Origin of the sequence: Bacillus sp. FSL L8-0199 (assembly GCF_038005705.1) — a bacterium.
Taxonomy (GTDB): Bacteria; Bacillota; Bacilli; order Bacillales; family Bacillaceae_G; genus Bacillus_A; species Bacillus_A cereus.
Genome location: NZ_JBBOTS010000002.1, coordinates 92006 through 116874 on the forward strand (window position 1 = coordinate 92006; position 24869 = coordinate 116874).

Consider the following 24869-nt stretch of genomic DNA (forward strand, 5'->3'; position numbering starts at 1 on the left):
AAATTTAGTAAATTGTTTCACATGAATCATCTTCTCTTGTTTGGATTAATACATATTAAAGTTTATTCTTTGCTTTTCTTTTATAAGAAAAAATAATGTATTTTTTCATTTTATTTTAAGGAGTATTTTGTTTGCTTAGCATGATAGCAATGTGGTATCCCACTTATCATTATGACATTTGCACTGGCTATGGCTAAAAATGAATATAATAAGATTTTCTATGTAAAAGAAAAAATCTTAATTAGTTAAATTAGAATTATTTCTATAATTTAGATAGATGAGATGAATAGGTAGTTTAATTAGTTGACTATTTGAGCTGCATATTGTTCTAAATTTGCGAGTGGCTCCCAAAAAGAAGGAATTGTGGACGTACCACATGATAAAGTGAGAAGCTTTAAAATGTTTACCTTCGTCTAAGTACAAGTTATACACACATATATTGATCTTATAAAGGTATATATTACACTAATATTATGTTAAAGGTGGCGAAATGTATCATGAAAGATTTTGTTCTCGAAAAAGAAAACATTATTCGTAAATATGGTGAATGGACCGCTTATGATATTAAATTAACGGATACTCTATATACAAGAGATATTCGACAACCAAATCCTGCATTAAAAAAAATTGTGACAATGATTCAAGATATCACACAATGTGATTTTAAAAATCTTCGAATCTTAGATTTAGCTTGTTTAGAGGGGCATTACGCTATTGAGTTTGCTATGCAAGGAGCAACTGTTGTAGGGATAGAAGGAAGAGAATCAAACATACAAAAAGCTATATTCGCTAAAGATTTATTAAGGTTGGAAAACTTAACCTTTTATCAAGATGATGTAAGAAATTTAAGTGCTGAAAAATATGGTCATTTTGATATTGTTTTATGCTCTGGTATTTTATATCATTTAGACTGCTCAGATGTATTCCCCTTTTTAGAAAAAGTGTATGAAGTATGCAAAAGGTTTGTAATAATTGATACTCATATCACTTCTACTCCTAATGTATCAGTACTTTATAAAAATTATGAATATAAGGGACACACAATGCTAGAACACTCTGCTAATTCATCAATAGAAGAACGTTTAAAATCAAAATGGGCATCATTAGATAACGTTACTAGTTTTTGGATGACAAAATCCTCTTTATACAATTTTTTAACGAGAACAGGTTTCTCTTCTATAAATGAATCCAGAAGTTTAGTTCAAGAAGATAGGATCACTGTTGTAGCTTTTAAGAAATATCCTATAGAAATTAAAAGCTCTCCTGAAACAGAAAAATACATTGAACCCGATTATTTAGAATGCTAAAAATAACACTATATGTCATTCAAGTTAAAATCGTAAAGTATCTCTAAACAAAATGATCAATTCTCCAAAACCTAATTATATAAATGCAACCCGTTGTTTCCGTTTTGGGATACTATAAAGTTGTAGATAGTGATGGAATAGCACCGCATTACTATCAACTTAAAGAAATACTTCCGAAAACAAAAAATGAAAAAATAATAAAAAAGCTTATCATTACGTGTTAAAAGATAAGCTTTTTTATTTTAAGGTAATTACAAGTATTGAAATTCTTTTACTACTCTCATAATAAACTTAAAGATGCTCTTTTCGACCTTGTAAAATTAACCCTTCACTATTTAAAAGCTGTGATATACCAAATAGCAACAACATTTCCATTTTTATCGAGTACTCTGCCTTCAGCTGCTCCTTCTTCATATGCTGTTACTACACCAGTTTTAGGGTTGACATAAATTTTATTTTCACTAAATAAGACATATTTGTATTGATTTCCGCTTGGCGTCATTGACCAAGGTTTCCCCACTTTAATGTGCATAAATTCACCTTGCACATCAGATACTTGATAAACCGATTTTGTTGATTCTGGATTGTTTACTGCAGCGTGAGTTTTAGTAGTAGCAAAAGTTCCTAAACCTCCAATTCCAATGGTAGCTGCTAACGCAATTCCAACAAATTTTTTCATGTGATAATGCCTCCTTTTTTAATTCATACCTGTATATTAAACGGTTAGTCTTTCATGTCACTTTCATTTACCTTACAATAACCTTAAATGGATTTTTGAAAATTCTGACCGATGCGAGGGAGAGTATGAAAAAAAATATATTAATTGTTGATGATGACAAAGATATTATTGATCTTTTAAAGCTTTTTTTAGAAATGGAAAATTTTTTTGTTGTAGAGGCTTTAAATGGGGAATTTGCCTTAAAGTGTCTAGAAGAAAATCATATTGATTTAGCTATCGTTGATATTATGATGCCTAAAATGGATGGTTACCAATTAATTAAAAAGATTCGTGAGACGTTACAATTCCCAATACTTATATTGTCAGCCAAATCTCAAGAAGTAGATAAAATTATAGGTTTAGGGATTGGAGCAGATGACTTCATTACAAAGCCATTTAGTGCTTTAGAAATTATAGCTAGAGTTCAAGCTCACCTTAGAAGGTCCTATGAATTTAATGATAAGGCTGTAGAAGGTAAGGAGAAGCAAATTCATATGGGTGATTTAGTATTAGATCATCATTCTTGTACACTCTATAAATCAAGCGAAACCATTACTCTCAGTGCTACGGAATATAAAATCTTAACCCTTTTTATGGGGGAACCAGGGAGAATATTTACTAAAAAACAAATTTTTGAAAATGTATGGTCTGATTATTACTGTGCAGATGATAATACGATTATGGTTCATATTAGTAGACTACGAGAGAAATTAGAGGATTCTCCTAAGAATCCAGTTTATATAAAAACGATCCGGGGACTTGGGTATAGATTTGCTAGGAAGGAAGAACTTTATGAAAAATAAAGTTTTATATATCTTAATTAAAAATTACGTTATATTTGCACTAGCAATAGGTTTCACGTTGATAATCTTATTTATATTTTTGATGTACCAAACAGAAAAGCAACTAGGAGAGCTAATTAATTTAAAGGCAAGTGAAGTAGTTCGTGAAAATTTTAAAACTATTAATGCAGAATCAATAGAATCATTTGGTGGTTGGGTAGAAATTCTTAATGAAAATTTACAAGTTATCTATACCAAAGGGGAAAAGAAGGATAAGCTTTTATCATATTCACAAAGAGAATTTACTACTTTATTTTTTGATAATGATCAACTTCCTTATTATTCATCTGTAGCAACATTTGTAACGAAAAAAGGTGAAACATTATATTGCCTTGTTAAGGTTCCTAAAAAAGCAATAAAGTATGAATATACGTTTTCTGATAAAAATGAGGAATACGTATATGTTTTTTATAAGATATTACTTACTACAATCGTTTTATTTTTTGTATTTTTCTCTATGAATGTATATATTTTTAGTAGGCAAATTGCTAGGAAAATAACCAGGCCATTGGATAAACTAGCAACTGGATTTGAGGAAATTGCTAGTGGGAAATATGATAAAAGGTTAAACTATGAAACATATTTTGAGTTAATGCAAATACAGCATTCGTTTAATGTTATGTCGGAAAAACTGGATAAAATAGAGAAAGAGAAGAAGAAGTTGGAAGAAACCAAGCAGAAGATGCTTGTAGATTTGTCTCATGATTTAAGGACACCAATTACAACCGTTCAAGGTTATGTTGAAGCATTACAACTAGGAATCATTACTGAAAAAGGTGAAAGAGAAAGAACTTTGAATGTAATATATAATAAGATTCGAATCATTGCGGTATTAACTGAAGATATTTTTGAACTGTCTAAATTAGAGCATTCTGATTACCCTTTTGAAGTACATCCAACTGATGTATCTGAATTTATTCGTGAATTGCTTGTAGAATATTATGATTTATTTCAAGCGAAGCGCTTAATCCTTCAATATCAAATACCCTCTAAAGAAGTGATTGCTCCAATTAACAACAGGTTACTATACCGTGCTATCTCTAATATAATATCTAATGCTCTACAGTATAATACGGCAGGTACGACCGTGTTTGTATCGTTAATTGAGGATGAAAGCAAAGTATATATAAACATTATAGATAATGGAATTGGAATACCTGAGGATATGAAACAAAGTATTTTTGATGCATTTGTTCGAGTAGATGATTCTCGAGAAAATAATGGGGGATCAGGTCTTGGATTAACTATTGCTAAGCATATAGTAGAAAAACATGGAGGGAGCATAAATTTAGATAGTACAAAGAAAAAAACACATTTCTGTATTTCTTTACCTAAATGCAGTGTGTAAATATCTTATGAAAAGTGTTAGTAAGTTAAATGGTTGAATAAAGAGAAAACGCACGATTTAGTTCCTTTAAATTTAACTCTGGTTCATATAAAATTGTATAAACATAGCAATTTAAAACTGCTCTTCTTTTTGTTAAACTTCGTGACTTTATCGGAAATCTATATTAGTATTTCTGCATATGAAGTAGGCATAAAAGGAGATACCATATGAAAATAACAAAAATAACATGTAATATGATGTTTAGTTTAATACTATTAACATCATGTGATATATCGGATAAAGAAATTGAACAAAAAGCTCAAAGTTATACAAAATCGCAGTATGGTTTTTCTATTAAACTAAATGAAGTTGAAATACCGGGGAATTATAAAGATTTACTGGGGCCAGATGTACGGATAGCTCATGTACAGCAAGTAAATGAACCGTATTTGCAGTTTCAGCTAGCTTTGGATGGACGAATCTCTCCAAAAGTAGATAGTGATAATTATAAAATCAAAAAAGAAGCGAATGATGTAAAAGAAAAGTTCAATACATATTATGTTGGAAAAGAGAATAACGATATATTTACGTTTGAACAAATGTATACGGGAAATATTGTTTTTGATAAAAAAGAAGAAGCAGAAAAATGTAAAGAAATACGTTACGGCAGTTTTTAGAAGTAATATATTTTTGGATGTAAACAATCCTGTGCATATGGAAAAATTAGCAGAGCTGGCAAGAAGTATTCAAGAATTTAATAAGACAAATGGAAATAATAAGAGTAGGGTGGAAGATATAACGATTCAGTTGCCAAATGCGGATAAGGAGCTATTACAGAGCATTGCAGTAGATTATATATTAACAGCTGATGATGCAAAAAAAGCTCTTGAGAGAAAAGAGCATTATATGGAAGCTTTACTGCTTACAAAATAAAAAAGGGGCTCATTTCGATTTCTTGTTTTATCATTTTAGTCAAGGTGGTTCTTTTAAAACCTCGTATAGGTAATCAGTACGATAAAATGGGAGACATTAGTCATTGCTTATCGATGGTAAAGTAGACGTATATCATTTAATAAAGAACCCATGTAACAATACAAATAATAATTTGTATGTGAACGTAAAAAACACCAAGATTGCCCTGAAGAGGGGTAGTCTTGGTGTTTTTTAGGTCCCAAAAATGAAAAATATGCTATTCCATTTGTAGAATTATAGGAAGGGTGCGTATTTTTCTTTTTGTTTTGCTAACTTGATGTTAATGGGGTGTAACCTTAAGTATTTAAAAATTAAAAAATTCCTTTAATCATGTTAAAGGGACCTTGCTCACGCAAATGATCTGTAAATCAATTCATTTTTGATATACAGATCATTTGTATGATAATTTTTATAAATAATTGCTAAATAGTGAATTTACATAAATGCTTTTAGAAGTTCTTGAATTAATGGGATTGCTCCACCTATAAATTTTAAAACTGCCATTGCGATTTCCATATTATTCGCTCCTCTTTCTTCTTATTAAGATGTGGTGAATCTTTATAACTTTATTATAGTAAGCGTTTACAATTATAACAATACATTTATGTATGCAATATTGCATATTTATACATTAGGCCTCTATTAGCCATTTTTTAATGTTACCATAGCAAGGTGAGAGTCTATAAGGGTTGTCCTTAATAGGAGGAAATATGGAAAGAGTGCAAGCGATTTACAGTAATCAAAAATTTAAGAGTTGGGTTAAACAGGTATTAGCTGTAGGAGGAGTAATAGGGTGCTGCTATTTGGTGTTATATGTTTTCTGTTTCTTAGTTATTACGTAAATATTATACAACTAAACTAGTAGAGTCTTGCCTAGAGAGGTAAGGCTCTTTTATTATAGTACCGGGAGATGAGCAAACTACATACAATATCTCTCAGGTTTTTCAGATCACTTTGTATGGTTCCTTGTTTAGAACACTAATTCCTATCATTGAAAACAGAATTCTATTGATAAAAAATATGTTATTACTAGATACATATTAAAAAGACAAGCATAAATTATATTAGATTTTGGCAAAGTCTTTTTGACTTGGAAAAGGATTTAAATCTTACTTATAGATTTGATTCCTTTTTATATACTATAATTCTCATATTTCTATGTAAACATAATACAGTAATAATGATTTAAAAGCAAGAATTTTAGTAGCGGTTCGTTCACACATCCATCAACTTAAGATTTTAAAGTAGCCCTTAAACAAAAAAATTCTTTTTTTAATTGATTGATAGTAAACAAGAAAGGTTAGCAAATCAACAACTAAGAGATTTCTTCAGGTAAGCTAATAAGGAGTTATTACAGAACATTGCAGTAGATTTTGCATTAACGGCTAAGGATGCAAAAAAGGCCCTTGAAAGAAAAGGGGAATATATGAAAGCTCTACAGCTTACAAGGTGAAAAAGAAACTCATTTTAAAACTGCTTTTAACATTTTATTCCTGTACCGGAAAAACATAGGGGTTAAGGGTGGTAGTTTACAATTAATGAAGGATAAGCAAAAATAACTGTTAACAATATTAAGTGCAGCATCTTAATTGTAAAATCTTTTATATTCCTGCAAGTACAATTCCTGTTAAATAAAAAATTTTTAAGTTAATGGATGTGGAGTCTCGCCACATAATAAAAAGGTAGAAATATATTTAATATATTCCTACCTTTGATTTTATTGAGTTTAGCATCTATGATCTAAATATCACAGAAGGTAGTTTTCTTTTATACTTCTATATCTTTCCCTTCTGCTACCACTGTATCTCGCCACAACACAAGTAGTTTTCTAAATTCAGAGGTCTCAATTTTACATTGGTTATTTGGAGCACTCATAAATAAGTTAATAGCACTGGTGTAATTAGGTTCAATGTAGACTGCTGCTACGTTCCCTTCTATTTCATATTGCGGAACTTTTTGGTCTACTACATTATCTAAAATTTGTATATACTCATCTGCTTCATCATCTAAAATATCTTCTAAGAAATGGGAAATTATAGAAATTTCTTTTGGCAAACGTATCCTTAATCCGCCAAGTCCATCACGATAAAATTCGTATGTATATTTCATTTTTTACCTCCTAGTATAAACAGGATATGCTGTTATTATCTCATTATTTTGTATAATCATTTCTACTTTAAATCCGTGGGATGTTTGTCCTACATATCTAACTGTATCGACTTGAATCTTATTATCGTATGCTTCTTTGATAGAATCAAGTACCTGTACTCTATCCCAATCCTTAGGGAAAAATGAAGAAAGCGCGTTTTTTGTTTCACCGTCTACTTTTACTTTTGCTCTATATACTCCCGCAGAATTTGGTGCATGGGTAATTCTAACTATTTCTCCTCCACCCATCATACTTTCATGGTGATATCCAACAGCTTTTAGTCCCCACCATTTTTGTTTTAGTTCCCCATGAAAAAGGTGCTCCATAAGTGATGAATCAAAACTATACGGAACATTGCCACCATTAGTTCTGCTACTATTAATTCTTCCACTACTAGCAAATTGATAGGTAGAGAGTTTTTCTTCAGCTTGTTTAAAGTCTGGTGTGTCAAATCTAGATCGCAAACCATCTCCACCAGCAAAAGCAAATCGATCTTTTAATGGTAAGTGGCTTGAAATATAAGGTGTATCACCTGAAAATTTCGTTAACTTTACAGAGTCTCCAAGGGAAGTTACTTTTCCAATTTGGCCTGCTCCTTTATCTCCAAGCCATCCTAAACCAAACTCCATAAAAATATTTGTTCCCCATTGTGTACGACTTTCAGCATCGCCATGCCAAAATTCATTCATAAAAGTGTCTGAAAAAGTATTTATCATGGTATATGCGGTTTCTATAGGATGACCTGCAGCATACTTTAGGTTCTCCTTTGTTACTGTATCGTCTAACGAATTGTATGTCTCTACTAAACCACCAATAAATTCTCCAGATCCATTCCAAACCCCTTTTATAAACTTTTCTAGTATATTCTTTTCCGAAGAACTACCTAATAGTATACCAGATTCAATTAGATTATTTGTTTTTATACTATTATCTAATCGAATATTATTATCTAGATATTCATGAATAGAATCTGCCCATTCCATATTTATTCTTTGTGTACTAAATGTACCACTTGCAGGGCTAAAGCCTTTTCCACTTTGAACTTCAGCTAGGCCTGCAGCGATACTAGCCGCTAATTGAATCGCGGTAGCATAGTTATTACTAGATGTTTGATTAAATTCATATAGATGTTCTAACTTTTCCTGGATTTTACGGCGCATCTCAATAAATAGGTTAACCATTGCATCCATATCCGGTAGTGGCATAATTTGTTTTGTAACTTCAATACTTGCTATCATTCGGTCAATCTCTCGGATTTGTTCTAATAGTTCTTGTTCAACTACATCTGTTGAGGCGACTCTTGATTGAAACTCAGCAGGAAAAGATTCATTCTGATGGAGTAATTCTTCACATAGGTAAATAATCCCCTGTGCTAAAGGAAGAAACGTTTCTGCAAAATACATTTTCGCACTATCATAAGTCTGACCCTGTAGGACAGAATCATTCACAAAACTGTCGATAGATTGGATTACTTGCTCCATACTTTGTATAGTAGCAGTACAAAAAGCATACATAGTGTTTGTTTGGGATTGTACCTCTCCAAGATACATATTTAAACTCATAAATTGGCCTCCCTAGCAAGTTTTTGTTTTTGATGAGTGAGGTCATTTTCTAGATTGTATAATTTTTGTTTCTCTTGAATTAATGTTTCCTTTTGTTCTTCTAATTTATAAGAAAGGCTTCTTTCAATTTGTTGAGTTTCTAATTGTATATTGGTAAAAAAGCGAAAGAGTTCTTTATCACCATGCCATGTTTCTAAAATACGATGAAAAAAGCGATGGCTGCGTATTTTTAATTCTTGAAAGTCTGCTTCTGCTTGTTCTTGTGTTTGTATTGCGTGTTGATTTTGGTATTGTTCCTCGGATAGATTCATTAGATTTTGACTCAAGACCTTCATTTTTTGTTCTATTTCTTGATTCATTTTTTCCGCCTACCTTTTTGCTTATATATAAGTTAACAGAAGGGATAAAGAAAAAATTCTTAAAAAAGCTAAAAATTCTTCTGTAATTCGTTGTCCATTCGTTCAAACTCTGTTGCTACAGACTGTATATTGTCAATGGATTGCTGAAAGGCAGCCAGAAATTGTCTAGTTAATTCTAAGGCTTGTTGGTTTGCTTCCTGTGCTTTGTAATTAACGGTTAAAGTTGTACGTGTTGCGTGCGTTATTGATTTACCTGTTGCATTTTGAATTGCGTCAGAAGCTGATCTCATTTGAGTAGCAATTTGTTCAGCTTTTTGAACATTACTTTGAAAGATTGCCATTATAATATAACTCCTTACTTCAATATGTTTTTTAATAGTAAAAAGAAAGGGCTATGTATTTTATTATGTTTAATATTAAATTAGCAGTATTTTCATATGTTATAAAACATAGCCTTATATTAATTGATTGATCCATAAAATGGAATACAATATTAATTATACCAATAAATCACTAGGTTTACTTAGGCGAATTTTGGCTTTAATACAAAATCATCTATGATACTTAATAATTAAATTCTGAAGGAGTAAAAAGGTATGAAAATTTGGCAATTAAAAAGCTTATTTGATAACTATCAATCTTTTCAGCTACTAAATTTAAAAGAAGACCGTAAAAAATATTTTGATGGGAAAATTGATTTGGCAATAAAACTGTCTGATTCGTGGGGGAAAATTTTTATTGAATGTGTAGAAGGTGATAAAAAAAGTGACTGTCCTATGTTCTGGGGAGAACTTGGTACACCAATGATTAGCAGAAAAGCAAAAGAAATATTAGAGCCTCTAATCTGTAATAATGTTGAGTTCCTTCCATTAATTCATGATGTTACAAGTGAAGTTTATTACCTAATAAACGTTCTAAATACAGTTGATGCAATTAACTACAATAAAGCAGTTTTGGAAAAACTAAGTACAGGGTTAATAATAGGGTTCGAAAAATACGCATTTTTAGCCAATAAAGTTGAGGGGCAGATAATATTTAAAACATTTTTAAATCAAAGATTACATTCTTCTACTGTCTTAGTATCTGATGAATTTAGAAATACAGTTTTAGAAAACAATTTAAAAGGTTTCGAATTTGTTGAGGTATGGGATTCAAAAGATCGTGCGTAAAGAGATCTAATAAAATTAGTTTACTGATGTAAATTTATACCCAAGAGAGTAATAAATGTAATAGAAGAAGCTTATGTATTTGCATAAGCTTCTTCTTAGAATTAAGCGCGGATAGGTATAGTACTTAATATTTACTATATATTTTGGCTTCACAAAATAAGTTATAATCCTGCTTCAGGAAATAAAAATATGTCAGCTGATAATTAAATACAATTGGCATCATTCTATACAACAAAATGAATGGACTGTAAAGGATGATGAGAGTGTTGTAACGAAAAGAAAGCTCAAACGAAACCTTTACTATCAAGTTCTGGTTTACCTCATGCGAAAATTTCTGCTATGCAAAGAAAGCGAAGAAGGCTTGAAGGATATGATACGGATATAAATTATGAATTTAATGTAAGCTATAGAGAAATGATTGAGGCAGGAGTTGATCAGAAAACTGCAAGAAAAGTATTGGTAGATGCTTATAAATATTTTGATACTTTGGGAGGTTTTGTGAAAAAATGATAAATTTCTCTAATGTTTCTGGTTTAATAAAAAATAAGCCAGCAAATGATATTGAAATTCAAGAAATAGAAGATGTAATGAAAGTTGAATTACCAAATGTACATAAAGATTTATTGAAGTATACAAATGGTTTTTCTATAGGTGGAAGATTAATAATTTATGGTACTGATGATATTATAGAAAGAAATGAGACTTGGGAAGTAATAGAATATGCAAATGGTTATGTTGCTATTGGTGATGATGGTAGTGGCAATGTTTTTTTAATGTCGCAAGGTGCAGATGTACGAGAAGTAAGAGCTGTTGATTCTGGTGATATGAATCCAAATCATGCCACTGTAGTTACATTAGATTTTATTGAGTGGGTAAATACGGGTTGTTTGAATCAAAAAATACAGAAAATAAAAGAAGAAATCCCAGATACGTGTAATATAGTGTTAATAGAAATTCCTAATGGAGGATTAAAAGATTTAGTAAAGATAAAAAGTGTACTAGCACTTGATATTTCAACAGGGGAACTATTAAAAGGATCGAAAAACCTTCCTTTTACATTAGTAAAAGGAGCTCCATATGGTAAAGCAAAAAAAATAATTGAAAAATTAGGATCTATTGGTTTAGCAATAAATATAATACCAATAGATAAAAATAATTAATGTTAAACATAATTTGAAATTCATTTTTAACTTATTTCCCGAAAGAAGTCTCCTTCCTCAAGCGTGTGAAGGGCGTAGCCCGACGATAGGTGGGAGACGAATTTCGGTTTGGCGGAGCCAAAAGGCTTTGCTTTTTATTTTTCCTCTGATAGAATCAGTCTTATAAAGAATAAAGGTTGGTATATCAATGAAATTAGATAATAATAATCATTCGGTGTATTTTTTCCAGATATGTATAATTGCATAAAGTTGATGGGAAAATCAGAGTATAATTTGGATTGTGTAATAAAGATAAGGCCCACCTACGGAAATAGGTGGGTTTTTGTTGGGTATTACTATCTCATTGCACACAAGGGAATTTCTATTAAAATCATAGCATATTTTTATAGCTCTTATATTGAGAAATAAAGAAAAGACACCCAAATAAGAGTGTCTTTTCCCTTAGTATTTTAGCAGAAGCAACTGCATCCAATAATGATTAAAAGTATAAAGAGTACAACGAGTAAAGCAAAAACGTACTATTCTACATTATCTAAATTAAAGGTAGCTACGCAAAATGGAAGTATTCCTGACCTTGTAAAGAAAGGTATTTTAGATCGAGAAGGAAATGGATTTACTCCAGGTGATGATGATACATTTTATGTAATGTTCACATTCGTAGATAGCGGTGAAGGCCAAAATATATTTCAGGGAGATGCATTGAAATTAAATTGGACGTTTAATTCCATGCAAGCAAGCGGTGAAGAAAAGTAAGTGTAATAATTTGTATACTCTATGTTTAAAACTGTAACAAGAAGCATAAGATGGCCGTTTTGATCAACTTATTCCTTTTTAGTTTGCGGTCAACGTATGCTTCTAATATGTATACAACAAAAATAACAACTAGCGCCTCGTAAGAGGTGCTAGTTGACATGAAATTCGTTATTGATACTGAAAAAGGATTTTTTTTTAAAAAAAATTTGGTCCATTTCTATATTAAGTGTAGTTGTTTCTATACTTAATTAATTTTATATACTGAAATAAAATATTTGTTAAATTTTTTTATCTACCACAAAATCCAGGTTGCATAGGGGCAACTTGGGGGAACATGACCCCACCACCAGCACCACCAGGTGAAAGTTGAGAAGCTGCAACTGGCGCTAATCCAAGACTAACATTTCCACCAACTACATTAGGGAATACAATTACCATCAATTTAATATTTTTCAAGTTTCCCAAAAACTGAAATAATTACTAAAGTCTTTATAAGGAAATAGAAAGCTTTTTAATTCTTGACTAATATCTTCTAGATTCCCATATATATTATCTGCTGCTAAATTAATGTCCTCATTAAAATTATATAGCTGTTCATCTACATAACTGAATCCCTCACAGCAATCATTATGTATCAAATTAGATATAAATGGTTTTATTTTCAATACATTTTCTTCATTTAGGATAAATTTATCCCATAACAGCCCCAGTATTATTTTTACGGGTAATTTTTTATCATACGTTCCTTTTACGTTTTTTAATTTAGGTACGATGTCAACCAACTTATCATTACTAGATAGAGAAACTTCTATAATTTCAATAGAAGGGCTATCTAATGCTTCAATTGTCTGATCAGCCCAATCAATTATTTCAGTTTTTGAAAATAAACCAATTTGTAACCCTATACTCAGAACCTCAGCTATTATTTTTATATTATCGATATATAAAACCCCTTAGATTTTCTGATAATTATACATCGCAGTAACCTAAATTTCAAAAGGTTGTTGCTAGTATGCAGTAACTAAAGGGATTTTTAAACCTAGGATTTCTCCACATTGTTATCAAGCTAAAAAATAAAATCTCTCCTAAAACGAAAAAAGATGAACAAAATAATAAAAAGGCTCATTTCTATTTCTTTTTTAGTTTCTATTCCTTAGTAAAAGAACTTAGTAGATGAAAAGGTTAGATTGCACAATTAATTGGGAGATAAGTACAAGTAACTTTGAATCTCTTGAACAAATACTTCTAATTTATTATATATAGAAACAGATATAATAAATTCACCCTTTCCTATGATTCTACAGAAAGAATTTTTTTATATTTGTAGGATAGTTTTAGATACAAAAACACAGGAATTTGCAACCTATACATGACTAAATGTAAAATATATATTGCATTAATGTTGTTAATAATTTAATATATAAAATATAAGATTTATGGTGTGAAGTTATCTTTACAAGTGAGGTGTATTTAATGTCTTTAAGTAAAGTGAAGATTGCAAGGGTTGAAAAAGGTCTGACCCAACAAGGGTTGTTCAATATTGTAAATGTTACACGACATAACATTAGTATTATTGAAAGTAATAATTATAACCCTTCTTTAAAACTTTGCATTCATACAGCTAAAACACTAGATAAAAGTTTAGATAAATTATTTTGGGAGGAATTTTAAAATGGAAAAACTAAAAAAATGGTTTTCACTCAGTACACACCCAGATGAAAGAATCCAACAAATTGAAATGAAAATTTGGGCTCAATCTGGAATTATTGTCCTACTTATAGCTTTTGTTGATTTTATAATAAGAGGAGCATATCTACACCGTCCATTTTTAGAATGGGCTGCTTCATTAGCCATTATAATTTTTTATATGATATTCTTTTTTATTAAATCTATTTTGACTGGTATTTATGAAACAGATATTAATAATAAAGAACAATTAAATGAAAAGTTAAAAGAAAAAATGAGTAATACCTTTATTTTATGTTTTGTCGCAATAGGTGCTACCACATACAAATATAACTTACCTGAAGATTTCGTTGGATGGTTATCAGTAATAGCAAGATTTATTATACTTTTTGCTTTCCTATTTGGTATTCAATATCTTATTACAGTATTAGCATGGAAGAAATCAAATAAAATTTAATAAGTATACACAAAAAAGCTTATCTTTTAGCACTTAATGATAAGCTTTTTATTATTTTTTCATCTTTTTTCGTTTGGGTGTACAATGAATTTCTTAGCTTGATAGCGATGGGATAGAACCACATCGCCATTAAGCGGAAGTTTTATAATACTCCAGAACAAAATTTCGTGCTAACTTGTAACAAAAAAACATGTGAAATTGCCCATAGATAACTATCTTATAGTAATTACATAAACTAGTGTGTGATATAATAATATAAAGATATTACATTTAAAGGGGGATTCAAATTGGTTAAAAACTTACCTTTACTAATAGTGATTTTACTACTTGGTATAAGTTCTTCTACGTTAAGTACGAATGGATACTTTTCTCCAGTTATAGAAGGGTCTTTAATGATTATAAGTATTATTTTAAACATTGCTGCAGTGATAGGTTTATCACTACACGTTCTTGTATACCAACCTATGAAAAGATATGAAACAAATTTAAAAGAGACATTTAAATAAAATAATTATATTCGAGGTAACAACCCATCGTTATTGAGCTAAAAAATGTATCCATAAAAAGAAAAAATACGCTATTCTTTCTGTAGAATCATAGGAAAGGATGGCGTTTTTTAAATTTTATAGATACTTTGTGGTAGCCTCAAGTAGGAGGATTTAGCACAGGCAAACAATAATATTTTTTGTCTAGAAAGGAGAATGTTTTTTGAAATACACATTAAGAAAAAAATTAAGGGTGTTTTTTATAGGATTACTAGTACTAGTAATAATTACTTCTATTTTCGTTTATTACAAGTTTTTAACACCTTCAGCAGATATTCAACAATACAAGGAGTATTATGCTCCAAAAACAACACAAAAAGTATTGAATCAAGGTGAGGTAAAGGTCACATTTTTAGGAACATCATCTTTACTATTTGATGATGGAAATACACAATTAATGATTGATGGTTTTATTTCTAGGCCATCCTTACCAAAAATGTTGTTCAGCAATATAAAAACAGATGAAGATACTGTGGATAAAGCTTTTAATCAAATAGGGGTTGATAATAATAAACTTAAGGGATTATTTATTGCACATACACATTATGATCATGCGTTTGATTTAGCTTATATAGCTAAACGAACTGGAACACATGTATATGGTTCAGAATCAGCAATTAACATAGGTATTGGTGGTTATATAAATAAGAACCAGATGTCTGTATATGAAGTAAATAAGGCTATGAAGTTTGGTGATTTTACTGTTACTGTCCTTCCATCGAAACATTCACCAACCTTTGATGAAGGAGAAAAAATAAAAAAGCCACTTAAACAACCTGCTAAAGCCCTAGATTATCATGAAGACTCTTCTTATGATTACTTGATTACACATAATAATAAAACTTTCCTTGTTAAACCAAGTGCTAACTATATAGAAGGAGTATTAGATGATATTCGAGCTGATGTCTTGTTTTTAGGAATAGGGGTATTAGGAAAGCAGGAAAGTACTTTCCAAAATACGTATTACAAGCAAACTGTACGAAAAGTACAACCGAAGCTTGTTATTCCAATACATTGGGACGATTTCAACAAACCATTGACAGATACTCTTGAAGCAATGCCTAAATATGCGGACAATACCAAAAATGGATTAGATTTTATAATTCAAAGGACAAAAGCAGATAAAATTGATTTTCAAATACTTCAAGGTTTTAGAAGTATTTACTTCTAAAAAAGGGATCCACCACACCTCTATCAAGTTAAGGAACATAAAAAACGATAATAATGAACTTCCGCGCTAAAAAAGCCACAAAATTTTCGCTTAGAGGGTAATCTGTTCTGTTAGCTTGATGGTGATGTGGCGGTACCTTATCACTATCGATTTAAAAGAATGACTTCCACGTTTTATGCGAAGGTTAATTTGTTTTGATTGAAAATAGATTATAAAATTAATATTTAAATATAAAAAATTTGAATATTAATATGTTATCATTTAAATGATCCAGATATGTGGTACAAAGTTAATATTTGTAGCTGAGGTCGTTTATACAGATGAAAGAATTAAATTATGAAAAGGCGGTATTTATTATAAAAGCAATTAAATTAGCAGGTTTAACAATTGTAGCAGGTTTATTATTGGCAGCGTGTGGTACTGAAGAAGCGAAAATAGAGCAAGAGGTGAAGAAAGAGGAACAAAAAGAAAAAATTAAAGCATTTCAGGCAGAAAAGCAGCAAGAAGATAGGAAAGTAACTGTGCAACAATCGACGGATAAGTCAAAACAGCATGAAAATGTAGCAAAAGAAACAGTTAAAGAAGAACAAAAAGCAGAGTCAACATCAGTTGAACAACCGAAAGCCAGCGGGTTAAATGAGGCACAAACACAAGAAAAAGTGGAACAATCGATGACAGCACAAGGCCAAGGAGCGCGTAATAAAGATGTGAAATTAAGCCATTTAGGCATCCAAACAGCAAAGGATGGAATAAAGGTGGCTGCACAGGCGCAAGACGTTCATATTGAAGCAAAAGACAGTCTAACTCGAATTGTTGTTATCGTTCCAGCTGGAACAACGAAAGAACGAGCGCAACAAGTAGGCGACATAGCAGCGCGCCAAGTGGCAAGTTTTGGGGCAATGGGATTAAATGTAGATTTGAAAGCACCATCAAAAGACTATTTAGGGGAATATTGGGAAAATTTCTCTGGTGATATCGGTATCTATGACAGTAACAAAAAACAATTAGTACGTGGATATATTTCCAAGTTAAATCCAACAAAAATTAAATGGTAAGAAAAACAAGGCCCCTACACAATGTGTGGGGATTTTTCCATAAAAAAAACTTAAGGGGTCTTCCGACGATTCGAATTATCGTATAGTAATGCATATTAATTAATAAAATTAACTATACAAATAATTTATTATACTTCCATGTATTCTAGCTGATATAATGTGTAAGGGAATTATTGGTTAATTAGTAATACATATATGTTATATTAGGGGGATACATAAGTAATGTTAGATGCTATTTTTGCAGTTGTAGAAATACTCTTCGGTTTTTTTGCATTTATAATAGCTTTATTTGCTTATCTCTTTTCAACAGGAGAAGAAAAGCAACAAGCAAAAGAGGATTTAAAGGAGCTTTCTAAAACTGCTCTCATCCCATTTATAGTGTTTGTAATCGTAATATTATTTTTTGTTATTAAGATGATTGATCATGATAATAAAGTTGAACAAGAACAACAAAGGCTACATGAAGAGAACTACCAACGTTACCATAATGATAGTAATTCTAATCTTGATAAAAATCTGGAACAAGATAATAAATAATATAGATAAGAACCTCGCCATTTCCATAAGATGGCGAGGTTCTTACGCATAAAGAAAAGACACCCTAAGGTGCCTTTTCTAATAGTTTTTTAGCAGAAGCAACTGCATCCGATAATGATTAATAGTATAAAGAGTACAACGAGTAAAGCAAAGCCTCCAGCAAAACCGCAGCCTTCGCCGCAACTACCACCATATCCCATAATAATAGTTCCTCCTTTAGATAAGAGAAAAAGAATAGGGGTCATTCCATGTGTTTTAATGGGTTCAATTTACCTTATGTTTTTATGTGTGAATTGAGCAGGTCCTTTTGAAAATAAGGGAAAGATAAATTAATGTGTTTTCCTTGAAAGTTGATAAATTACACATTTTCTAAAAAATAAACTATTTAATTATATCAATAACGGGATTGTCTAATATAATGTATTAATCCTAACATAAGGGAGGATTAGCCATACAATTATTTTGTTTTAAAGTAGTAAATGGACAATACTTTTTAGTTGTAGAAGGTATCGGAGATTCCTGCGCCAATTCCAGCGTTTGCTGCAGCTTTATTAATTGGTTTAGGAGTAATCCCGCTTTGTTCTTAATTTAAGGAATTCCAAACAGCTCTACCTTTCAATTGATAAACCCTTAAGCATATGAATGCTTTGGGGTTTTTTATATTAAAAAAGAAAAGGCGCCATAAGACGTCCCCACAAATAGGTAGATAAGACTTTAGTTTTCCAATCTAAAGAAATTTTGTATCAGCTCTTTGAAAGTATATCATAATATCTGATTGATTTATTATGCATTATTACATACTTTTCTCAAACCCTCTAGTTTCTATTAGATAAAATAGAATCCTAATATTACTAAAAATCAAATAAATATTTATAAAAACCCTAAATATTTATAAGGGTAATAAAAGTGATACATTTAAGGTGCAAATTATAAAAAATATTAAAGGGGGAATAAAGCAGTATTAAAAAAACTATTATAAGCGGTGGGCATTTATACAGGTTATATGAACTTGAATTTTGTTAAAAAGATACTCATTTAAGTGTACTTTTTCTGACTTGGACTAACGTAATTTTAATAATATGAATGATGAAGGCAGATCCCAATAGGGGCATAATGAAATGAAATACCCACAGCGCTTTAGGTATTCTATTATGCAGTGAAATCTTATTATTTAAATGAATTATTTTACTGGATTCAAAGGATTGAAAAACGTATTTGAAATTTAAATACCTTTGCAGAGATAATAAAGGTATTTAATTAAAGCACCTGTTGGCTAAAGTGAGTTTTTCAACATATTACTAATTTAGGGTGAACTCTTTAATATAATGATATCGGGGCATTTGTCTATTGGGTTTTCAGAAGGATTTAAAATCGTATATCTAAAAAATATAAACATATATATTTTAAGAGAACTGAGCTTGAAAGTATAACGATAAATGTGCTGGATTTACTGACACATTGATAATCGGAAAAACAAACTATTTAAGACCGGTGCTATTAGATACTACAATACTACTGGTTACGTTAATTATTTTTCACTTGTAATAGGGGGGAATGTAGTGTTTTGAAATGTATCTGTTTTTGTTTCCCTATATGAACTATTATATCAACGGGCTCCTTACTAAAATAATGAAGAATCATCATTTATTTATTCTGATTTTTTTGAAAAAATTAATAGATTCATGCTGAACAAACATACTTTTTAGAAAGAGGAGAGATTATTGATGGATAGTCAATTACCATATCAACAGCAAAAAAGAGAAAAAGCACTTGTGATTGGAGCTGGTATTGCAGGCTTACTTACTGCACGCGTGCTTTCCAGTTATTTTGAGACAGTGATAGTTGTTGAAAAAGATGAGTTACCTCAAAAACCATCTGAACGTCCAGGTACACCTCAAGACTTTCATCCTCATCGTGTATTACCACGCGGAGAAATAATTATGAACCGCTTCTTTCCTGGATATGTTGATGATTTATTAAATTTTGGGGCCCATAATGTCAAGAATGATAAAATGATTCGATTTTCTCCGTATGGGGCACTGGAACTAGTTATAGAACGAAAAGGTGCAGCAAGCAGTCGAGCATTGTTAGAATGGACAATCCGCCAACGTGTGCAAGAAATTCCGAATGTACATTTTTATTCAAAGCAAGCGGTGAAAGGCCTTTTAGCTTCGTCTGATCACAAGCGTGTTATTGGAATTCATATTCAAGAACGAGACGAATTAAAAACAAAGCGAACTGTGTTAACCGATTTGGTAGTTGACACATGTGGTCGTCAATCTAAACTCAATAAATGGCTGACATCTATGGGCTATGATGTTCCAGAACCAGAACGTTTAAAGGTGAATTTTGGATATAGCACGAGATATTATAAAGTACCTTCACATATCAAAGAGAAATTGAGTGCAATTTCTGAAGGAGATCCTGCTAAAAAAGTTGGTGCTGTAGGGTTATTGTATATTGAAGATAACATAGCTCAAGCGCTACTATTTGTTGCTGGAGGTACGCACTATCCACCAACAAATTCAAAAGAATATGAAAAAGAACTGGATTCTTTAGTTACCCCTATGATGAGGGAGTTAATTAAAGAGTTAGAACCAATTAGTGTCCCAAGAGGATTTAGAGCGCAGGAGTCAACTCGTCAACATTTTGAACAAATGGAAAATTGGCCATCTGGGTTATTAGTGTTAGGTGATGCTTTTTGTAACTTTGATCCCATTTATGGACAGGGGATGACCGTAGCTGCTATTGAAGCTGAAATGTTAGATACTTGTTTAAAGGAACATTCTACTCATAAACCTGGATTCGAACGCAAGGTGCTGCAACGTATGCAACAGGCTATTGAGCCGGCATGGTGGCTGAGTTCAATTGCGGATTTACGTTGGAAAGGTGTTGAGCATGTAGGAACCGTTCCACTAAAAGGTGTGAAATTTGCACAGAAATATTTTGATTTATATCTTAAACAAGCTGCAAAGCAAGCAAATGAAGGTAATTCATCCATGCTCCAAAAATATATAATGATGAATGGGCTAGTTCATTCGCCTCATGAAATCATTAACTCAGATATGTTAAGAATGTTAATCAATGGAGATGAGTCTTCAGAAGAGAATGAACTTTTGAACGAACTTGGAGAAGTAGATAAGAAACCAATGCAAGAAAGAATACATGAACTAATCCCTTCCTTTACATTAGCTTTTGAGAATAGCGTTCCAAATCTGTTCTCATCCATTTCAATTTCTAATGTCAAATGAGGAAAAGAAACATTGCTCTAATTAGGGCAATGTTTCTTTTATTAGATAAGCAGTATTTAATCAACTACTTTTTCAATTGTTGGCATTATAGCGATTGGTGGTAAAGAGTAAGTCCAAGCAGCAGCGTATACGTTTAATTTTTCACCTAATTTGTAGTTTTCACCATTGGATACAGGTACTCTTAAAATTTTATTTTGGGAAACTAGCTCCCACCAATTATTCTGATAATAAAGTGCTTCTTCTTTCGTAAAAGTATCAGCAACAATTAAGTAATTATCGTCTGCTGAAATAACATAGCCCGTGAAAGGTATTTGTATTCGTACCTGTTCCTCCTTAATTGGAGAAGTGTTATTGGCTGTATCCGCAGAAGCAGGTGTTAAGCCAAAAGTAAATCCGCACCCTAATGTTAATGTTGTAACTACTGTTAATAATTTTTGTTTTTTTGAAAACATAATAGAAAGCCTCCTTAAATTTTATTACCACACCAACACCTTTCTATTCATTTAGATATAAAGCCTTTCTGCATTCAAATATTTAACAATTTTGTCATAAATAAAACAAAATTGTATGTGATATGTATTTTTTAGAGTGATTTATGATATAATTCACTAGGTAAAGTATTTTCGTGGTTCATCTCTATATAGTTTTTTACCCTACTTACTCTGTAAAATATTATTGGTGAAGAGAGAATGTTTTCTCTCTTCTTTTTTTATTTGACATTAATAATATCGTTAATAAAGAATGTTTAATATTTTTTAGGCTATTTTGTTGTTGGTAATTAGTTTTGGTACGTATAATAAAATATGGTTTGATTAAGAGATTTAGTCTTGACGTACAGAATTTGCAAAATGTTGGTGTTCCGTCTTTATTTACATCAAATGTTAAATGTATTCTAATTTTAAATGAATTCAACATAATATTTTGTATCTATAATCCCAAAGGAAACTTTACATGGAAATGAAATTTTTCCTGCAGAAGCAGCCTGCATACAAGAAATTACCCAAGATTCCAATTCTAAAGGCAAGCGGTATACTTGAATATTACCATCACTGTTTTTTACAGTTACAATCGGTGTATTTACTCTGGTTGTAGCAAAATCGTCCGTTGTTATCATTCTTACTGCATTATTAGTGTGAAAACCAGTGTTTATAACTTCATAAATCTGTCCATCTTTCTCTTTAATAACCATAGGTATATTTAAATAGGGATAGTTTTTAATATCATTATGAATAATTGCTCCTACTGCATTCTTTCTTATTTGAACCTCTTGCATTCTTTTATGCTCCTTTATAATGATTTAAACATGTTTACGTAAATTTATTTTATTTTACATCTATATCTAAAGCTATTTTGCTCATTAAAGGGTTAGGGTCAATTCCTATTGTGCATTCGATCTGTGTTTTTGCATATATTTCACGTTTAAATTTCAACGCAAATTCATAGGGATCGTTAGTAAATAAATGAATGCTATCCGTAATATCCATGAAGAACTCGTCGATGGAATATTGGTGAAAATCTTCAATAGGAACGTACTGCAAAGCTAACTTTGTTATGTAATTAGAGCATTTAATGTATGTTCCCATAATCGGATTTATAACAAGAATGTCTTTTCTTCGAGGAATCTCGTATAATCTGGCCATCTTCTTTACTCCCAATTCTTTTAATGGGGGAGTGGCAGCTAATACGAAAGAACCGTTTCTATTTACATCACCGACTACTGCCAATTGTGTATACATAGAATCTAACCCCATTTTGATGCAACTTATAGAAGCGTAAAAGCTACGTAAATCAACACATAAGATGATTCTATTCGGTAAGATAGAATAGTCATACACTGTTATTCCTTCCTAAACAAAAGAACGTTTGTTCCTGTTATATACGAGCTTGTGTTCTTTTATAAAGAGGTTTTGTTTTAAAATAATTTTTTCAGATATTCTTCTTGTGGGAGCAGCAGTTCTAACAACAATCAGTAATAGGGGGCGTGACATATGTCCATCAAGCTAAAATTTTAACATACCCACAAAAAGAAAATTTTTATCTCTCTACACCAATTTATGACAAATCATTTTTTTCATTTTTAGGATAATGAATTTCTTAACTTGATGGCAATGACCTAACATTAAAGTGTATGGATGATTTCTATTAATTAATATATTAAATTTAATAAATGTAAAATTAAAGCATAGGTGTATGATAAACGTATGTAATATCCTTCATTATGTCCATAAATGTGCCCTGGATTTATTAGTATTTTTTTGCTAAAACCATACTAAATAAAGGCCGCAATAAAATTAAAGGTAAAATGAACAGAATATTCGAAATTATATATATCAACTTATTTAAAGGTTAATCTAATGTAATACCATGATACCATGGTTTTACATTAGATATAGATAATTTTGGAAAAGGGGAAGATTCTATGAGTGTTCAACTAGAAAATGAACAAATAACAAAATTATTAAACGACTGGTATCAATCCATGTTAAAACAACAATTAGTTAAAGCAAAACAATTAAAAGAGTATATAGAAAATGAAATTAACAATGTCAAGGAAAATCAAAACGTACTCTTATATTATTCTTTATTAGATTTTAGATACAAAGCATTAACAGATTGGATAAGTATTAACGAAAGCAGTTTTGATGAAATGGATAATTTCACAACTCCAGCAGATGATTTCCTAGCTTATTATTATCACTTCTTTAAAGCATTCCATTCTACTTTAACATCCAATTACACTGAAGCAAGTGAACACTATGAAAAAGCTAAAGAACTATTAATACACATCCCTGATCCAATAGAACATGCTGAATTTAATTATCGAATGGGGTATTTTTATTATCAAATCTATAAACAAGTAATAGCTCTTGATTATATAAAATTAGCTAAAGAAGAGTTTTTAAAACATGAAGGTTATGAAATAAATGTAGCACTATGTGACAATTTTATAGGTCTGTGTTGTATTGATTTAAAACATTTCGAATTAGCTGAGGAGTCATTTAATAAGGCACTAGACACATTCCAAAAAAATAACCATAAAAATTCTATCCTTATGGTAAGACATAATTTAGCTTGGTTATATTCAAAACAAAATTTATCTAAACTCGCGATTCGTCATGTATCTGAAGTAACAAAGAACAATCCAAACCATTTCAAAGCATTTTTCGTAGAAGCATATGAATACTATAAGATAAATGACCATAATTACAGCGATCAACTAATTCAAAAAGGATTAAAACTTAGTAACGATTTTAACAATCAAGAATTCCAACATCGTTTTAAAATTTTAAGAGCCCTCAACAACAATGTCCCTACATTAACTTTAGAAATATTTATTTCAGAAGGTATTACTTATTTCAAACAAGAAAAACTATGGGAATGCGTAAAAGAATATGCTGATATCTTAGCTCTAAAGTTTTATGAAGAAAATAACCATAACAAAGCAAGTCAATATTTTTACATGAGCAATACAGCTCAAAAAAATGAATTAGAAAAAGGAGCGTTAAAATAATGAAAAAAATCTATCTAACTATACTTGGAATATCTTTAATTAGTATCCTATCGTTAGGGCTAAACGACTCTTTTAAAAATCAAGCTGTAAATATAGGAGACGGTGGAGGTGCACCAGCAAGACCAGATTATTTATTACAAACACACGCTGACTTATAAGAAAAAAACACCTTCATTCTTGAAGGTGTTTTTTTATAATCTGATTTTTGAATAAATGAAAAATGGAATATATCAAAGCTCTCTAAGTTAACAACATATTACAATCATTATAAAAATATTAAAAATTTTAATTTTTTGTTCTATTATGGAAATGGTGAAAATGTAGGGGCTTTAGACCTA

Annotated in this window: 26 protein-coding genes and 5 pseudogenes; 18 read left to right on the forward strand and 13 right to left on the reverse strand. The window is 30.8% G+C overall.

Annotation, left to right across the window (positions count from 1 at the left end; translation table 11 throughout):
- Window positions 1-497 precede the first annotated feature (497 nt).
- Complete coding sequence (locus NST86_RS28535; RefSeq protein ID WP_000651395.1) at window positions 498-1307, forward strand: class I SAM-dependent methyltransferase; 810 nt, start codon at window positions 498-500, stop codon at window positions 1305-1307.
- A 331-nt stretch (window positions 1308-1638) separates the two neighbouring features.
- Here the strand turns inward: NST86_RS28535 and NST86_RS28540 are convergent, their stop codons facing one another.
- Complete coding sequence (locus tag NST86_RS28540; protein ID WP_000714877.1) at window positions 1639-1986, reverse strand: hypothetical protein; 348 nt, start codon at window positions 1984-1986, stop codon at window positions 1639-1641.
- A 125-nt stretch (window positions 1987-2111) separates the two neighbouring features.
- Here NST86_RS28540 and NST86_RS28545 point away from each other — a divergent pair, with 125 nt between their 5' ends.
- The 3 genes and pseudogenes from NST86_RS28545 to NST86_RS28555 all read left to right on the forward strand — a co-directional run bounded on the left by NST86_RS28545 (window position 2112) and on the right by NST86_RS28555 (window position 5127).
- A complete protein-coding gene (locus NST86_RS28545; RefSeq protein WP_340934980.1) occupies window positions 2112-2828 on the forward strand; it encodes a response regulator transcription factor in 717 nt (238 codons plus the stop codon).
- On the forward strand, window positions 2818-4215 hold the full coding sequence (locus NST86_RS28550) for a HAMP domain-containing sensor histidine kinase (RefSeq protein ID WP_061664350.1): 1398 nt from the start codon (window positions 2818-2820) through the stop codon (window positions 4213-4215). The genes NST86_RS28545 and NST86_RS28550 overlap by 11 nt, the downstream gene beginning before the upstream one ends.
- Window positions 4216-4421: 206 nt before the next feature.
- Window positions 4422-5127: pseudogene (locus NST86_RS28555) on the forward strand (hypothetical protein).
- A 474-nt stretch (window positions 5128-5601) separates the two neighbouring features.
- Here the strand turns inward: NST86_RS28555 and NST86_RS28560 are convergent.
- Window positions 5602-5788, reverse strand: a pseudogene (locus tag NST86_RS28560) (hypothetical protein).
- Between the two features lie 88 nt (window positions 5789-5876).
- Between NST86_RS28560 and NST86_RS28565 the strand changes: the two are divergent.
- Complete coding sequence (locus NST86_RS28565) at window positions 5877-6008, forward strand: hypothetical protein (RefSeq protein ID WP_000442766.1); 132 nt, start codon at window positions 5877-5879, stop codon at window positions 6006-6008.
- Window positions 6009-6933: 925 nt separating this feature from the next.
- Here the strand turns inward: NST86_RS28565 and NST86_RS28570 are convergent.
- The 4 genes from NST86_RS28570 to NST86_RS28585 all read right to left on the reverse strand — a co-directional run bounded on the left by NST86_RS28570 (window position 6934) and on the right by NST86_RS28585 (window position 9577).
- Window positions 6934-7275 carry a hypothetical protein gene (locus tag NST86_RS28570; protein WP_000878117.1) on the reverse strand — a complete coding sequence of 114 codons (342 nt, stop codon included), beginning with the start codon at window positions 7273-7275 and terminating at the stop codon, window positions 6934-6936.
- Between the two features lie 3 nt (window positions 7276-7278).
- Window positions 7279-8877, reverse strand: a complete 1599-nt coding sequence (locus tag NST86_RS28575; RefSeq protein ID WP_061663102.1) for an EndoU domain-containing protein — start codon at window positions 8875-8877, stop codon at window positions 7279-7281.
- Complete coding sequence (locus NST86_RS28580) at window positions 8874-9236, reverse strand: DUF3958 family protein (protein ID WP_061663103.1); 363 nt, start codon at window positions 9234-9236, stop codon at window positions 8874-8876. Before NST86_RS28580 ends, NST86_RS28575 begins: the two co-directional genes overlap by 4 nt.
- Before the next feature lie 68 nt (window positions 9237-9304).
- Window positions 9305-9577, reverse strand: coding sequence for a TIGR04197 family type VII secretion effector (locus NST86_RS28585; protein ID WP_061663104.1), 273 nt, complete (start codon window positions 9575-9577; stop codon window positions 9305-9307).
- Window positions 9578-9832: 255 nt separating this feature from the next.
- On the opposite strand from NST86_RS28585, the gene NST86_RS28590 reads away from it, so the two are divergent.
- The 3 genes from NST86_RS28590 (at window position 9833) to NST86_RS28600 (ending at window position 11565) form a co-directional block, all read left to right on the forward strand.
- The gene (locus tag NST86_RS28590; protein ID WP_000708203.1) at window positions 9833-10405 is read left to right on the forward strand and encodes an imm11 family protein; all 573 of its coding nucleotides are present in this window, start codon (window positions 9833-9835) and stop codon (window positions 10403-10405) included.
- A gap of 330 nt (window positions 10406-10735) precedes the next feature.
- On the forward strand, window positions 10736-10915 hold the full coding sequence (locus NST86_RS28595; protein WP_431519940.1) for a hypothetical protein: 180 nt from the start codon (window positions 10736-10738) through the stop codon (window positions 10913-10915).
- Window positions 10912-11565 carry an SMI1/KNR4 family protein gene (locus NST86_RS28600; RefSeq protein WP_061663105.1) on the forward strand — a complete coding sequence of 218 codons (654 nt, stop codon included), beginning with the start codon at window positions 10912-10914 and terminating at the stop codon, window positions 11563-11565. Before NST86_RS28595 ends, NST86_RS28600 begins: the two co-directional genes overlap by 4 nt.
- A gap of 449 nt (window positions 11566-12014) precedes the next feature.
- Here the strand turns inward: NST86_RS28600 and NST86_RS28605 are convergent.
- Window positions 12015-12077, reverse strand: a pseudogene (locus NST86_RS28605) (YjcZ family sporulation protein); the annotation flags it as partial.
- Window positions 12078-12087: 10 nt separating this feature from the next.
- Here NST86_RS28605 and NST86_RS28610 point away from each other — a divergent pair.
- Window positions 12088-12318, forward strand: a pseudogene (locus NST86_RS28610) (TasA family protein); the annotation flags it as partial.
- Window positions 12319-12606: 288 nt separating this feature from the next.
- On the opposite strand, the gene NST86_RS28615 reads toward NST86_RS28610, so the two are convergent.
- Together NST86_RS28615 and NST86_RS28620 are read right to left on the reverse strand one after the other, a co-directional pair.
- Window positions 12607-12774: a hypothetical protein gene (locus NST86_RS28615; RefSeq protein ID WP_154698631.1), complete on the reverse strand. Its 168-nt coding sequence runs from the start codon at window positions 12772-12774 to the stop codon at window positions 12607-12609.
- Window positions 12771-13259 (reverse strand): hypothetical protein, encoded by a 489-nt coding sequence (locus tag NST86_RS28620; RefSeq protein ID WP_033703436.1) that lies wholly within the window; start codon window positions 13257-13259, stop codon window positions 12771-12773. Before NST86_RS28620 ends, NST86_RS28615 begins: the two co-directional genes overlap by 4 nt.
- 532 nt (window positions 13260-13791) lie before the next feature.
- Here NST86_RS28620 and NST86_RS28625 point away from each other — a divergent pair.
- The 6 genes from NST86_RS28625 to NST86_RS28650 all read left to right on the forward strand — a co-directional run bounded on the left by NST86_RS28625 (window position 13792) and on the right by NST86_RS28650 (window position 17769).
- Window positions 13792-13989, forward strand: coding sequence for a helix-turn-helix transcriptional regulator (locus NST86_RS28625; RefSeq protein ID WP_061663106.1), 198 nt, complete (start codon window positions 13792-13794; stop codon window positions 13987-13989).
- Between the two features lies 1 nt (window position 13990).
- Window positions 13991-14461 carry a DUF6773 family protein gene (locus NST86_RS28630; protein ID WP_000413129.1) on the forward strand — a complete coding sequence of 157 codons (471 nt, stop codon included), beginning with the start codon at window positions 13991-13993 and terminating at the stop codon, window positions 14459-14461.
- Between the two features lie 287 nt (window positions 14462-14748).
- Window positions 14749-14967 carry a hypothetical protein gene (locus NST86_RS28635; RefSeq protein WP_000240396.1) on the forward strand — a complete coding sequence of 73 codons (219 nt, stop codon included), beginning with the start codon at window positions 14749-14751 and terminating at the stop codon, window positions 14965-14967.
- 202 nt (window positions 14968-15169) lie between these two features.
- Window positions 15170-16177 (forward strand): MBL fold metallo-hydrolase, encoded by a 1008-nt coding sequence (locus tag NST86_RS28640; RefSeq protein ID WP_061663107.1) that lies wholly within the window; start codon window positions 15170-15172, stop codon window positions 16175-16177.
- Between the two features lie 320 nt (window positions 16178-16497).
- The gene (locus NST86_RS28645; protein ID WP_061663108.1) at window positions 16498-17232 is read left to right on the forward strand and encodes a DUF874 family protein; all 735 of its coding nucleotides are present in this window, start codon (window positions 16498-16500) and stop codon (window positions 17230-17232) included.
- A 222-nt stretch (window positions 17233-17454) separates the two neighbouring features.
- The gene (locus NST86_RS28650) at window positions 17455-17769 is read left to right on the forward strand and encodes a hypothetical protein (protein WP_061663109.1); all 315 of its coding nucleotides are present in this window, start codon (window positions 17455-17457) and stop codon (window positions 17767-17769) included.
- Window positions 17770-17858: 89 nt separating this feature from the next.
- Here NST86_RS28650 and NST86_RS28655 read toward each other — a convergent pair whose 3' ends face one another.
- On the reverse strand, window positions 17859-17969 hold the full coding sequence (locus tag NST86_RS28655; RefSeq protein WP_000540371.1) for a YjcZ family sporulation protein: 111 nt from the start codon (window positions 17967-17969) through the stop codon (window positions 17859-17861).
- Window positions 17970-19493: 1524 nt separating this feature from the next.
- Between NST86_RS28655 and NST86_RS28660 the strand changes: the two genes are divergently transcribed.
- On the forward strand, window positions 19494-21020 hold the full coding sequence (locus NST86_RS28660) for an FAD dependent oxidoreductase (RefSeq protein WP_061663253.1): 1527 nt from the start codon (window positions 19494-19496) through the stop codon (window positions 21018-21020).
- Between the two features lie 56 nt (window positions 21021-21076).
- Here the strand turns inward: NST86_RS28660 and NST86_RS28665 are convergent, their stop codons facing one another.
- The 3 genes and pseudogenes from NST86_RS28665 to NST86_RS28675 form a co-directional block, all read right to left on the reverse strand.
- Window positions 21077-21472 carry a DUF3221 domain-containing protein gene (locus NST86_RS28665; protein WP_000491768.1) on the reverse strand — a complete coding sequence of 132 codons (396 nt, stop codon included), beginning with the start codon at window positions 21470-21472 and terminating at the stop codon, window positions 21077-21079.
- 446 nt (window positions 21473-21918) lie between these two features.
- Window positions 21919-22293, reverse strand: coding sequence for a hypothetical protein (locus tag NST86_RS28670; RefSeq protein ID WP_001158653.1), 375 nt, complete (start codon window positions 22291-22293; stop codon window positions 21919-21921).
- A gap of 52 nt (window positions 22294-22345) precedes the next feature.
- Window positions 22346-22855 (reverse strand): annotated as a pseudogene (locus tag NST86_RS28675) (Y-family DNA polymerase); the annotation flags it as partial.
- A 584-nt stretch (window positions 22856-23439) separates the two neighbouring features.
- On the opposite strand from NST86_RS28675, the gene NST86_RS28680 reads away from it, so the two are divergent.
- The gene (locus NST86_RS28680; protein ID WP_061663255.1) at window positions 23440-24531 is read left to right on the forward strand and encodes a response regulator aspartate phosphatase; all 1092 of its coding nucleotides are present in this window, start codon (window positions 23440-23442) and stop codon (window positions 24529-24531) included.
- Window positions 24531-24689 carry a Phr family secreted Rap phosphatase inhibitor gene (locus NST86_RS28685; RefSeq protein ID WP_000725639.1) on the forward strand — a complete coding sequence of 53 codons (159 nt, stop codon included), beginning with the start codon at window positions 24531-24533 and terminating at the stop codon, window positions 24687-24689. The genes NST86_RS28680 and NST86_RS28685 overlap by 1 nt, the downstream gene beginning before the upstream one ends.
- Window positions 24690-24869: the final 180 nt, after the last annotated feature.

What these genes read in the sequence shown, in the direction of transcription:
- NST86_RS28535 (WP_000651395.1), top strand. Translation starts at nt 498, where the DNA reads ATGAAAGATTTTGTTCTCGAAAAAGAAAACATTATTCGTAAATATGGT.
- NST86_RS28540 (WP_000714877.1), bottom strand. Translation starts at nt 1,986, where the DNA reads ATGAAAAAATTTGTTGGAATTGCGTTAGCAGCTACCATTGGAATTGGA.
- NST86_RS28545 (WP_340934980.1), top strand. Translation starts at nt 2,112, where the DNA reads ATGAAAAAAAATATATTAATTGTTGATGATGACAAAGATATTATTGAT.
- NST86_RS28550 (WP_061664350.1), top strand. Translation starts at nt 2,818, where the DNA reads ATGAAAAATAAAGTTTTATATATCTTAATTAAAAATTACGTTATATTT.
- NST86_RS28565 (WP_000442766.1), top strand. Translation starts at nt 5,877, where the DNA reads ATGGAAAGAGTGCAAGCGATTTACAGTAATCAAAAATTTAAGAGTTGG.
- NST86_RS28570 (WP_000878117.1), bottom strand. Translation starts at nt 7,275, where the DNA reads ATGAAATATACATACGAATTTTATCGTGATGGACTTGGCGGATTAAGG.
- NST86_RS28575 (WP_061663102.1), bottom strand. Translation starts at nt 8,877, where the DNA reads ATGAGTTTAAATATGTATCTTGGAGAGGTACAATCCCAAACAAACACT.
- NST86_RS28580 (WP_061663103.1), bottom strand. Translation starts at nt 9,236, where the DNA reads ATGAATCAAGAAATAGAACAAAAAATGAAGGTCTTGAGTCAAAATCTA.
- NST86_RS28585 (WP_061663104.1), bottom strand. Translation starts at nt 9,577, where the DNA reads ATGGCAATCTTTCAAAGTAATGTTCAAAAAGCTGAACAAATTGCTACT.
- NST86_RS28590 (WP_000708203.1), top strand. Translation starts at nt 9,833, where the DNA reads ATGAAAATTTGGCAATTAAAAAGCTTATTTGATAACTATCAATCTTTT.
- NST86_RS28600 (WP_061663105.1), top strand. Translation starts at nt 10,912, where the DNA reads ATGATAAATTTCTCTAATGTTTCTGGTTTAATAAAAAATAAGCCAGCA.
- NST86_RS28625 (WP_061663106.1), top strand. Translation starts at nt 13,792, where the DNA reads ATGTCTTTAAGTAAAGTGAAGATTGCAAGGGTTGAAAAAGGTCTGACC.
- NST86_RS28630 (WP_000413129.1), top strand. Translation starts at nt 13,991, where the DNA reads ATGGAAAAACTAAAAAAATGGTTTTCACTCAGTACACACCCAGATGAA.
- NST86_RS28645 (WP_061663108.1), top strand. Translation starts at nt 16,498, where the DNA reads ATGAAAGAATTAAATTATGAAAAGGCGGTATTTATTATAAAAGCAATT.
- NST86_RS28650 (WP_061663109.1), top strand. Translation starts at nt 17,455, where the DNA reads ATGTTAGATGCTATTTTTGCAGTTGTAGAAATACTCTTCGGTTTTTTT.
- NST86_RS28655 (WP_000540371.1), bottom strand. Translation starts at nt 17,969, where the DNA reads ATGGGATATGGTGGTAGTTGCGGCGAAGGCTGCGGTTTTGCTGGAGGC.
- NST86_RS28660 (WP_061663253.1), top strand. Translation starts at nt 19,494, where the DNA reads ATGGATAGTCAATTACCATATCAACAGCAAAAAAGAGAAAAAGCACTT.
- NST86_RS28665 (WP_000491768.1), bottom strand. Translation starts at nt 21,472, where the DNA reads ATGTTTTCAAAAAAACAAAAATTATTAACAGTAGTTACAACATTAACA.
- NST86_RS28670 (WP_001158653.1), bottom strand. Translation starts at nt 22,293, where the DNA reads ATGCAAGAGGTTCAAATAAGAAAGAATGCAGTAGGAGCAATTATTCAT.
- NST86_RS28680 (WP_061663255.1), top strand. Translation starts at nt 23,440, where the DNA reads ATGAGTGTTCAACTAGAAAATGAACAAATAACAAAATTATTAAACGAC.
- NST86_RS28685 (WP_000725639.1), top strand. Translation starts at nt 24,531, where the DNA reads ATGAAAAAAATCTATCTAACTATACTTGGAATATCTTTAATTAGTATC.